We start from the raw sequence: 11493 nt of genomic DNA, 5'->3' as shown, positions 1-11493 counted from the left end.
ACAAACGCCGAAGGTCACCACGCGGGTCTCAGGCGAGGGCGAGCCAGCCCTGCAGGACTTCGAGCGTGCGGCGGATCTCCGGCACCGGCACGTGCTCCCCGTCGGTGTGCGCCTGCAACGGGTCGCCCGGCCCGTAGTTGACCGCCGGAATGCCCAGCCCGGCGAAGCGTGACACGTCGGTCCAGCCGAGCTTGGCCTGCGGCTCACGGCCGACCAGCTCGACGAACTCCTTCGCGGCCGGCTTGTCGAGCCCGGGGCGGGCGCCCGGCGCCGCGTCGACGACCTCGACCTCGAACCCGGCGAACACCTCACGCAGGTGCGCCTCCGCGGCGGCCACGTCACGGTCCGGAGCGAATCGGTGGTTGACATAGACCGTGCACAGGTCGGGGATCACGTTCCCGGCGATGCCGCCCTCGATCTTCACGGCGTTGAGGCCCTCGTGATATCGCAGCCCGTCGACGACCGGCTGCCGCGGCACGTAGGCGCGGAGCACGTCGAGTACCGCGCCCGCGCTGTGGATGGCGTTGCTGCCCTTCCACGAACGGGCCGAGTGCGCCGCCACGCCCGGCACGGTGATCTTCACGCGCATGGTGCCCTGGCAGCCGCCCTCCACGGTCCCGTCGGACGGCTCGCCGAGGATCGCGAAGTCGCCGGCCAGCCACTCCGGATGGTTGCGGACCAGCCGTCCCAGCCCGTTCAACTTCGCCGCCACCTCCTCGTGGTCGTAGAAGACGAACGTGAGGTCGTGCCGCGGCGCCTCGAGGAGGGCCAGCTTGAGCATGACGGCCACACCGGCCTTCATGTCGACGGTGCCGCGGCCGCGCAGAATGTCACCGTCGAGCACGGTCGGCAGGTTGTCGGCGATCGGCACGGTGTCGAGGTGGCCGGCATACACGACCCGGGCCGGGCGGCCCAGCGACGTCCGGGCCACCACGGCGTCCCCATCGCGCAGGACCGCGAGGTGCGGCAACGCGCGCAGCGCGCTCTCCACGGCGTCGGCCAGGGCCTTCTCGTCGCCGCTTACCGACGGGATGTCACAGATGGCCCGAGTGAGATCGACAACATCACCGGTCAGATCGAGGCTGGTCATGTTGCAAACTTATCAGATCAAAGGCATTTTTATACGTACGGCTACGTGAGCCGCCTCGTGCGGCCCGCGAGGCCGGCGGTCCGTCCCGGGCCCCAGCGCGCCCGCCGGGGCACAAGCGGTCCGTCACCGTTCACCCCGGCCCGTCCCACCCAGCGCGATGGGACCGGGCCGGACCCCGGCGTCCGGATCGCAGCGATAGGGTCAGGAAGGTAACGAAACGTGAGCGAACGAGGAGTGGGTGTGCCGGAGAGCGACGAGCCGACGAGGCTGTGGGGCGGCCGTTTCGCCGGAGGTCCGGCGGAGGCGCTGGCCCGGCTGAGCGTCAGCGTCCAGTTCGACTGGCGGCTCGCGCCGTATGACCTGCTGGCCTCCCGCGCCCACGCCCGGGTCCTCGCCAACGCCGGCCTGCTCGACGCCGACGAGCTGGGCCGGATCCTCGCGGCGCTGGACGACCTGGCCTCGGCGTGCGCGGCCGGCGAGTTCCGTCCGACGATCGAGGACGAGGACGTGCACACCGCCCTGGAGCGCGGCCTGCTGGAGCGCCTCGGCGCGCTCGGCGGCAAGCTGCGCGCCGGCCGGTCCCGCAACGACCAGGTCGCCACCGACCTGCGGCTCTACCTGCGCGATCACGCCCGCGGCGTGGCCGTGGCGCTGATCGAGCTGGCCGACGCGCTGACCGAGCAGGCCGCCCGCAACGTCGACACCCCGGCGCCCGGGATGACCCACGTGCAGCACGCGCAGCCGGTCAGCTTCGGCCACTGGCTGCTGGCGCACGTCCAGCCGCTGCTGCGTGACCTCGAGCGGCTGAAGGACTGGGACGCGCGGACCGCGATCAGCCCGCTCGGATCGGGCGCGCTGGCCGGTTCGTCGCTGCCGCTCGACCCGGCCGCCGTCGCCAAGGAGCTGGGCTTCACGGCTCCCGCGCAGAACTCGATGGACGCCGTCGCCGACCGTGACTTCGTGGCCGAGTTCCTGTTCGTGACCGCCCTGATCGGCGTGCACCTGTCCCGCCTCGGCGAGGAGGTGGTTCTCTGGACGTCGACCGAGTTCGGCTGGGTCGAGCTGGACGACGCGTTCGCCACCGGTTCGTCGATCATGCCGCAGAAGAAGAACGCCGACATCGCCGAGCTGGCCCGGGGCAAGAGCGGCCGGCTGGTCGGCGGCCTGGTCGCGGTGCTGACGATGCTCAAGGGCCTGCCCCTGACGTACGACCGGGACATGCAGGAGGACAAGGAGCCGGCCTTCGACGCGGTCGACACCCTGGAACTGCTGCTGCCCGCGCTGGCCGGGATGATCTCGACCATGACGGTCCGCGTGGACCGGCTCGCCGCGGCCGCCCCGGTCGGCTTCTCGCTGGCCACCGAGGTCGCCGACTGGCTGGTCCGCAAGGGCGTGCCGTTCCGTGACGCGCACGAGATCACCGGCAAGCTGGTGGCCCTCTGCTCGGCGCGCGAGTGCGAGCTCGAGGACGTGACCGACGACGACCTGAAGACGATCAGCGAGCACCTCGACCCGTCGGTGCGGCAGGTGCTGTCGGTGGCGTCGGCGCTGGCGGCCCGCACCACGCCGGGCTCGACCGGCCCCGGCCCGGTCGCCGACCAGCTCGCCATCGTGCAGCACAAGCTGGACAACTGGCGCCAGTGGGCGGTGGAGAAGGTCGTACCCCGGTGATCCGGCTCACGGTCTGAACGGGAGCGGTGTCCGCCGCTCCCGTTTCTGTCGTATGTGGCCGGTACGGTGCCGTTCATGTCGTTCGATCTACCCGAACCCTGGTTGTCCCAGATGCATCCGCGGCGGGGTGGATCCGGTGTCCGCCCGGTCGTGCCGGATCCCCGTGCACGTGAGGTCGTCGACGGGCAGATGCGGGAGCTGCCCGTCTTCCTCCCCGGCGTGCTCGACAGCGATCTCACCGACCCGGCCCTGGCCGCCGCCGGCCGGGCGTGGCTCGGCGGTGGGCCGGCAGCGTCCCCCGAGGGCGCGGCCGTCGTGGCCTTCGCCGCCATCCACCTCGACTCCGACGAGCACGAGCGACACCCCTGGTTCGCCGACCTCTGGCTGACCGAGCGGGGTGTCCGTTTCGCCGCCGAGGCGGTCGTGGCGCTGTATTCCCTGAGCACCGTCGCCGAGGGCGGCGAGCCGCTGATGCGAAAGATCCGCCGGGACGGCACCGAGATCATGGGCCTGCGCCGCCGACGAGCCGGTGACGGCGGGTTCTGGGCGCTGTACTCCGACCCCCACATGCTGGCGCTGCTGCGCATCCGCGCGGCGCTGGCGGCCGCACCGGACACCGTCCACGAGGAGACGGTCACGGCCCTCGAGCCGCTGCGCGCATTCGGCCCGCACGCCCGCTGTGCCATCTCGGTGCTGGTCCCGTCGCGGAGCGACTGGGTGACGGCGGACTGGGCCGAGGCCCTCGCCGAGCCCGACAGCCACGACGAACGAATCCAGTTCCTCCGGGGCGAGCACGACTACTACCGGGCGTCCGTGCTGCTGAACGCGATCAGTACCCCCGAGCAGGCCGCCGCCGCGCTGGCGCACCCCAAGACGCTGGCACCCGGATGGCCCGGCGGATACCCGACACTGGTCGACGGTCTGGGCCCGGCCGCGGTCCCGCTGCTGCTGCGCCGGCTCGACGAGCTCGAACCCCCGATGGCCGAGCGGCGGCAGCTGATCGACCTACTCGCCGTCCTGCCGGACGACGGCGCACTCGGCGGCCTGATCGACCGGGCCGGCCAGCGGGACGTGCGCCAGGCGATGATCGAGGCGACCAGCCGGTTCCCGGAGACGGCACTGCGGACGCTGGCGGCCCGGGCCGGAAAGCCGCTGGCAAGCGACCTGCTCGCGGCCCGGGTGCGGGCCGACCCGGCCCTGGCCGGGCAGGTCGCGGCCGGGCTGACCGGAGCCCCCGGGGCCCGGATCCGAGAACACCTGAGCGGCGTGGCCGCCACCGTTCCCGCCCGGCCGGAGGCACTGCCACCGCTGCTGGCCGACCCGCCGTGGCGAAACCGCCGGACGAACCCACCGGTCGTCCTCGACCTGAAGGCCCCCGAGTCGCCGACCACGATGGTGTGGGCGCCGGGCGAGCGTGAGGAGTGGCTGTCGGTCACGTTCGCCGTGACGGGCACGGTCGACTGGCCCGCCGTCGCCGACCGGATACGCCGCGGTGAGACGGTCGACCCCCGCGAGGCGGCGGAGTTCTTCATCGCGGCCCCCGAGGAGACGGCCCGCCCACTGCTCGCCGACTGGAAGCCGACGCCCGCCCCGGACGCCGATTTCTGGATGCGCCGGATCATCGCCCGTTTCGAGTCCGACGCACTGCTGCCCCTACGCCGTCTCGCCTTCCACGACGCGGCGGTAACCGCCCCGCTGATGCTGCCGTTCGCCTCCCCCGACGTAGCCTGGCGAATGGAGGCACGCCTAGCCCCCCGACCTCCCGCCCCCGCGGCCCCTGCCCCGGTCGGCCCTGCCCCGGTCGGCCCCGCCCCGGTCGGCCCCGCCCCGGCCAGCCCCGACCAGCGCGGACATGCCGCCCCGGGCGCGCACGCCTGGCTGGAACGGCACCCTGAGTTCGCCGCCAGCCTTCTCGTGCCGCGGGCACTCGGCCCGGACGGCCGCGCACGCCAGTCGGCGCAGCACACCCTGCTGTACATGGCCGCCACCGGCCATGCCGAGACGATCCGCGAGGCAGCCGCTTCCTACGGGCCCGAGGCGGCATCCGCCGCCGCGACACTGATCGCCGCCGACCCGTGGGCGATCCTGCCCGTGAAACTCCCCGCCATCCCACAGTGGTTCGACCCCGCCACCCTGCCCGCGATCCGTCTGCGGCGCCACACCCGGCCCGCCGAACCTTCCACGCACCCAGCCAGCGGTGCGGCACAGCCGGTTTCTGAGCCGGTCCCCGTTCTGCCGACCGGTGTGGTGCGGGATCTGGTGATGGTGTTCGCGCTGCACGATGCCGCCGAGTCGTACCCCGGCGTCGGGATCGTCCGGGAGGCCTGCGAGCCGGCGGATCTGGCCCGGTTCGCCTGGGCACTGTTCGAGGCCTGGCAGACCGCTGGTTCCAACTCCAGGCAGGGCTGGGTGCTGGACACGCTCGGCGAGGTCGGCGACGACGACACCGTGCGGCGGCTGACCCCGCTGATCATGGAGTGGCCGGGGCAGAAGGCGCATGCCAGGGCTGTCACCGGACTCGGGATCCTCGCCCGGATCGGGACCGACGTGGCCCTCCTGCACATGAACCGGGTCGCCACGCGATGCCGGTTCAGCGGGCTGCGCTCGGCGGCCGAGCGGCAGATCGCGCAATTCGCCGAGCGGCAGGGTCTGAGCGCCGAGCAGCTCGCCGACCGGCTGGTCCCGGACTTCGGCCTGGACAGCGACGGCGGTCTGATGCTCGACTACGGAGCCCGGCAGTTCGTCGTCGGCTTCGACGAGGAGTTGAAGCCGTTCGTCGTCGACGGCACCGGGAAGCGACTCAGGACGCTGCCCAAGCCGGGCGCCCGCGACGACGCCGAACTGGCCGACGCGGCCTACAGGCGTTTCACCGTTCTGAAGAAGGACGTGCGGGCGATCGCCACCGACCAGGTCCGCCGCCTGGAACGGGCCATGGTGACCGGTCGTCGCTGGCCGGCCGGCGAGTTCCGCCGTTTCTTCGCCGAGCATCCGCTGATGCGCCACCTGACCCGGCGGTTGCTCTGGGGCCGCTTCGACGCGAAGGGCGCCCTGGCCGGCGGGATCCGGGTGGCCGAGGACGGCACGTTCGCCGATGTGGACGATCAGGAAACCACGATCGGTGCCGGCGAACTGCTCGGTGTGGTCCACCCCGTCCATCTCGCGGAAACGCTGCCCCGGTGGTCGGAGATCTTCGCCGACTACCGGATCGTGCAGCCGTTCCCCCAGCTCGGCCGGGAGATCCTCGCCCTCACCGAGGCCGAGGCTGGGGGAGCCACGGTCGGGGCTGGAGGAACCACGGCCGGGGCTGGGGGAATCGGGGCCGGGGCCAGGGGAACCGTGCTCACCCGTTTCCAGGGCTCGGTGGTGTCGTCCCGTGCGGTGCTGGGCCTGGAGAGCCACGGCTGGGTGCGGAACGCCATGCGGGACAGCCGCACCGTGACCAGCCTCAGCCCGTCCGCCGCTTACGCGCTGGAGCTGGAGCTGGAACCGGGCGTCGTGATCGGTTCCATGGATGTGTTCCCGGAGCAGACCCTGGGTCCGCTCCGGCTGAACAGTCGCACCGACAAGTTCGGTGACCTGGATCCGGTCGTGATCTTCGAGGTGATCCGTGACCTGGAGTTGCTGACCGGAAGCCGTTGACCGGAAGCCGTCGACCGGAGCCGTTGACCGGGAGCCGTTGACCGGAAGCCGTTGACCGGAAGCCGTTGACCGAGGGCAGTCGGCCGCGGCAGTCGACCGGCGGCAAGAAAGCGGCACGAGGGTCGCGGAGGCGGTGACGGGCAGTATGCCCGTCACCGCCTTTTTACATGTCTGTCGTGTTTCCTTCGGTCGGCGACCGTATCCCGCTGCAACCCGGCACCGGCTTTCGGTGCATCGTGCAAGAAGTTGCATCGAGGGCACCCCCGAGATATCCCGCGATAACCCCGAAGCCGGTAAGTTGCTGTAACCCGCTTCCATGTCGATCACGTTCCATGACACGGGCCGGAAGGTAACAGAACAGCAGCTAGCGCCCTTTCGCCCGCCCGTGATGCCGGAATCGTTCAGGTTCTCGCGACAGCCGTGTTGCAAGTTGGTTCGCAAGGGGTTTCTAAGCCAGAAACTTCTTGCTACCGTCCGGTCGTCACCAAGCAGGTCTTCAAGGAGCGCAACATGCGTCGCATAACCAAGGGACTGGCCGCTCTCTCCTCCGTGGCCCTCGCCTTCACCGTCGCCGCCTGTGGCAGCGACTCGAAGCCGGCCGCCAGTGAGAACAAGGCTGCCGACCCGGCTTCCCTGTCTGCCGAGCTCACGTGGTGGGACACTTCGGACGCCAAGAACGAGGGTCCGGTCTTCCAGGAGCTGATCAAGAAGTTCAACACGACGTACCCGAACGTCAAGGTCAACTACCAGTCGGTCCCGTTCGCCGACGCGCAGAACAAGTTCAAGACCGCGGCGGCCGCCAAGACCGGCGCCCCGGACATCCTGCGCGCCGAGGTCGCCTGGGTTCCCGAGTTCGCCTCCCTGGGCTACCTGTACTCGCTCGACGGTTCCGAGCTGCTCGCCGACGAGTCGGACTACAACGCGGCCGCGCTGGCCTCGAACAAGTTCGACGGCAAGACCTACGGCGTCCCGCAGGTCACCGACAGCCTCGCCCTGCTCTACAACAAGGAGCTCGTCGAGAAGGCCGGCGTCTCGGTGCCGAAGACCTGGGCCGAGCTGAAGACCGCCGCCCAGACCGTCAAGCAGAAGACCGGCGTCGACGGCGCGTACGTCAACCCGGCCGGCTACTTCACGCTGCCGTTCATGTACGGCGAGGGCGGCGACCTGGTCGACACGAGCGCCAAGAAGATCGTGGTCAACTCGGAGCAGAACGTCGCGGGCCTGAAGATCGCCAAGGACCTGATCGACAGCGGTGCCGCGGTCAAGCCGTCGGCCACCGACTCGTACGGCACGATGATGACCCTCTTCAAGGAGAAGAAGGTCGCCTTCATCGTCAACGGCCCGTGGGAGGTCGCGAACGTCAAGGCCGCGCCCGGCTTCGGCGGCGTCGAGAACCTCGGTATCGCCCCGGTCCCGGCCGGTTCCGCCAAGGCGGGTTCGCCGATCGGTGGCCACAACTACGTCGTCTACTCGGGTGTCCCGCAGGAGAAGGCCGCTGCCGCCGTCGCGTTCATCAAGTTCATGAACTCCGCCGAGTCGCAGGCGGCGCTCGCCGACAAGCTGGGCCTGCTGCCCACCCGCAAGTCGGCCTACGAGATCGACACGGTCAAGAACAACGCCGTCGTCACCGCGTTCAAGCCGGTCACCGAGTCGGCCGTCAGCCGCCCGTGGATCCCGGAGGGTGGCCAGTTCTTCGGCCCGCTCGACACCATGGCCACCGAGGTGCTGGTCCAGAACAAGGACGCCAAGGCTTCGCTCGACGCCGTGGCCCAGAAGTACAAGGCCGAGGTCGTCCCCTCGTACGCCACCAACTGACGTACTGATTCGGCGCCGGCCCGCCTCAGGGCCGGCGCCGTTCTCCCTGGAGAACTCTGGAGCACAGCTGATGAGCACTGTGACCGCCGACGCGGCGCCGCCGAGCGCCGGACTGTCGACCAAGCTGAGGCGGAGCTGGGACAAGCACTGGACGGCCTGGGCGATGGTCGTGCCGGTCGTTGCCGTCCTGGCGGTCCTGATCTTCTATCCCCTGGCCAACGGCATCTGGCTGACCTTCACCGACCAGACCGAGGCCAACCAGCTCGCCGAGATCTGCACCAAGTCGATCACCGGTGGCGAGGTCTGCAAGGAGAACCCGAACGCCTGGTCGTTCGTGGGTCTCGACAACTACATCAACGTCCTCACCGGCCGGATCGGTGAGTTCTGGCAGTGGACCGGGACCACGCTGATCTGGACGTTCTTCGGTGTGGCCTTCCACTACGGCCTGGGCCTCGGCCTGGCCGTCATGATCCACCGTGAGATGCGGCTGCGCGGCCTGTACCGCGTGCTGCTGGTCCTGCCGTGGGCGGTGCCGGCGTTCATCAGCGCCTTCGCCTGGAAGTTCCTCTTCAACGAACAGCTGGGCCTGGTCAACTCGGTGCTCAACTCGATCGGCATCGACTCGGTCGCCTGGTTCGCCAACAAGTCGACAGCGCTGTTCGTCGCGATCATCACCAATATCTGGCTCGGCGTGCCGTTCATGATGGTGGCCCTGCTCGGCGGTATGCAGAGCATCCCGGAGGAGCTCTACGAGTCGGCCGAGATCGACGGCGCGACGCCGTGGCAGCGGTTCCGCAACATCACCCTGCCGGGGCTGCGGCCGGTCAGCATGACGGTGATCCTGCTCGGCACGATCTGGACGTTCAACATGTTCCCGATCATCTTCCTGGTGACCGAGGGCCAGCCGGCGGGCGCGACCGAGATCCTGGTGACCGGTGCGTTCCGGGCGGCCTTCGAGGGCATCCGGAACTACTCGCTCGCCTCCACGTACGGCGTGCTGATCCTCTCGATCCTGCTCATCTTCTCGGTCTTCTACCGGCGGGTGCTGCGCAAGCAAGGCGAGGTTTGGTGACATGGCCCAGATGACGACGACTCCGCCGATCGCGGCTCCGAAGAACGACGCGCCCGCCCGCGTCAACAAGCCCCGGCGCGGCCGGCGCAGCATGGGCGCGTCGATCGCCCTGCACGGCACGCTGATCCTGGCGTCGCTCATCGCCATCGGCCCGATCCTGTGGGTGGTGCTCTCCTCGTTCAAGCCCGGTTATGCCGTGCAGAGCACCGAGATCACCCTGATCAAGGACCCGACGTTCGCGAACTACGAGTACGTGCTGTTCGAGACGAACTTCCCGGAATGGTTCCTGAACTCGGTGATCGTGGCCAGCCTGACCATGCTGGTGGGCATCTTCTTCTCGGCGACCACCGGCTACGCGCTGTCCCGGTTCAACTTCCCGGGCCGGCGCTCGCTCATGATGGTCTTCCTGGTCACGCAGATGTTCCCGATCTCGATCCTGATCGTCCCGATCTACACGATCATGTCGAACCTCGGGCTGATCAACACGCTGCCGTCGCTGGTCATCGCGTATCTGACGATCGCCGTGCCGTTCTGCGCCTGGATGCTCAAGGGCTACTTCGACTCGATCCCCACCTCGCTCGACGAGGCGGCGGCGCTGGACGGCTGCAGCCCGTTCCGCATCTTCTGGCGGGTCATCCTGCCGCTGGCGCGACCGGCCATCGCGGTGACCGGCTTCTACGCCTTCCTCACCGCCTGGGGCGAGGTGGCTTACGCGTCGGCGTTCATCCAGACCGACGACAAATACACGCTGGCGTACGGCCTGCAGCAGTTCGTTCCTCAGTTCAATCCGCAGTGGGAATACCTCACGGCGGCCGCGGTGCTCGTCACCATCCCGGCCGGAATCGTATTCCTCTTCGCCCAGAAGCATCTCGTGTCCGGTCTTACCGCCGGCGGCACGAAGGGCTGATTCCCGACGCAATTCCCTCCGCGGCGCCCACCGATTTCCGGTGGGCGCCCGGATGTTTTTCTCCAAACCCAGAGAACGCTCTCCCGATGTACGGACGGCGGCGCTGCCGCCATCCGTACATTTTCGGTCAGGCGACTGTGCTGGCGACCGGAACCTCCGAGCGCATCGGAGCGATCGCTGTCGAGTTACGCACCACCAGCTCGGGGTGGAACAGGTATTCCGAGTGCGGCGCACCGTGCCCGTTGATCTCGTCGACCAGCGACCGCACCGCGGCCACCGCCATCGAGGCCACCGGCTGTCGCAGCGTGGTGAGCGGCGGGTCGGTGAACGGGATCAGCGCCGAGTCGTCGAAACCGATCACCGACACCTCCTCGGGAACCCGCAGGCCACGGCGCCGGGCGGCCCGGATCGCACCGAGCGCCATCATGTCGGAGGCGCAGATGATGCCGGTCACGCCCTTGGCCAGCAGCCGTTCGGCGGCCACCTCGCCGCCCTCGACGCCGAACAGGGTCAGGGAGACGAACTCGTCGACCTCGGCATCGGAGAGGCCCACCTCGCGCTTCATGGCGGCGCGGTAACCCTCCAGCTTGCGCTGGGTGTTGATGAACCGGTTGGGGCCGGAGATCATGCCGATCCGCCGGTGCCCGAGCGCCACCAGGTGGGTGACCCCGAGGTCGCCGGCGACCCGGTCGTCACAGGAGACGAACGGCGCCTCGAGCTCCTTGGCGTAGCCGTTGACCAGCACGATCGGCAGGGGCCGGTCGAGCAGTCGTTGGTACCGGGCGCGGTCGGAGGTGGTGTCGGCCGACAGCGACGAGATGAAGACGATGCCGGAGACCTGCCGGTCGAGCAGCATCTCCACGTACTCGTCCTCGGTGACGCCGCCGGGCGACTGGGTGCACAGCACCGGCGTATAGCCGTGCTGCGCCAGCGTCGACTCGATCACCTGGGCGAAGGCGGGGAAGATCGGGTTGTCCAGTTCCGGGACGACCAGGCCGACCAAACCGGCACTGCGCTTGCGCAATCTTTCCGGTCGTTCGTAGCCGAGGACGTCGAGTGCCGTCAGGACCGCTTGTCGGGTTTCAGCGGAGACACCGGGGCGGTCGTTAATGACACGCGACACCGTCGCCTCACTGACCTGAGCCTGTTTGGCGATATCGGCCATTCGCGCACGCATGGGCTCACTCTAGTCGTCTGTAGTGTGCTCGGCATGGTCCTGAAAGGTCTTCCATTCCATGCAAGACCTTGCTAACGTCCCGGCAACAGGAGCGATACAGTCCGATCAGTCGATGGAACGCG

Annotated in this window: 7 protein-coding genes; 5 read left to right on the top strand and 2 right to left on the bottom strand. The window is 69.3% G+C overall.

Annotation, left to right across the window (positions count from 1 at the left end; translation table 11 throughout):
• Positions 1-28: 28 nt before the first annotated feature.
• Complete coding sequence (dapE, locus tag CLV67_RS30020) at positions 29-1090, bottom strand: succinyl-diaminopimelate desuccinylase (protein ID WP_106324355.1); 1062 nt, start codon at positions 1088-1090, stop codon at positions 29-31.
• A 219-nt stretch (positions 1091-1309) separates the two neighbouring features.
• Between dapE and argH the strand changes: the two genes are divergently transcribed.
• From argH to CLV67_RS29995, 5 genes are all read left to right on the top strand, one after another.
• Complete coding sequence (argH, locus tag CLV67_RS30015) at positions 1310-2761, top strand: argininosuccinate lyase (RefSeq protein ID WP_106324353.1); 1452 nt, start codon at positions 1310-1312, stop codon at positions 2759-2761.
• Positions 2762-2836: 75 nt separating this feature from the next.
• Complete coding sequence (locus CLV67_RS30010; protein ID WP_146169350.1) at positions 2837-6400, top strand: DUF4132 domain-containing protein; 3564 nt, start codon at positions 2837-2839, stop codon at positions 6398-6400.
• A gap of 510 nt (positions 6401-6910) precedes the next feature.
• Positions 6911-8215 carry an extracellular solute-binding protein gene (locus CLV67_RS30005; protein ID WP_106324348.1) on the top strand — a complete coding sequence of 435 codons (1305 nt, stop codon included), beginning with the start codon at positions 6911-6913 and terminating at the stop codon, positions 8213-8215.
• 70 nt (positions 8216-8285) lie between these two features.
• The gene (locus CLV67_RS30000; RefSeq protein WP_106324346.1) at positions 8286-9287 is read left to right on the top strand and encodes a carbohydrate ABC transporter permease; all 1002 of its coding nucleotides are present in this window, start codon (positions 8286-8288) and stop codon (positions 9285-9287) included.
• Position 9288: 1 nt separating this feature from the next.
• Entirely contained in the window at positions 9289-10194 is a 906-nt protein-coding gene (locus CLV67_RS29995; protein WP_106324344.1) for a sugar ABC transporter permease, read from the top strand.
• Positions 10195-10321: 127 nt separating this feature from the next.
• Here CLV67_RS29995 and CLV67_RS29990 read toward each other — a convergent pair whose 3' ends face one another.
• Positions 10322-11371 (bottom strand): LacI family DNA-binding transcriptional regulator, encoded by a 1050-nt coding sequence (locus CLV67_RS29990; protein WP_106324342.1) that lies wholly within the window; start codon positions 11369-11371, stop codon positions 10322-10324.
• Positions 11372-11493 lie beyond the last annotated feature (122 nt).

Origin of the sequence: Actinoplanes italicus (genome assembly GCF_003001815.1) — a bacterium.
Classification (GTDB): Bacteria; Actinomycetota; Actinomycetes; order Mycobacteriales; family Micromonosporaceae; genus Actinoplanes; species Actinoplanes italicus.
Note: the sequence above shows the minus strand (reverse complement) of the source record. Positions and strands in the feature narration are given on the sequence as shown.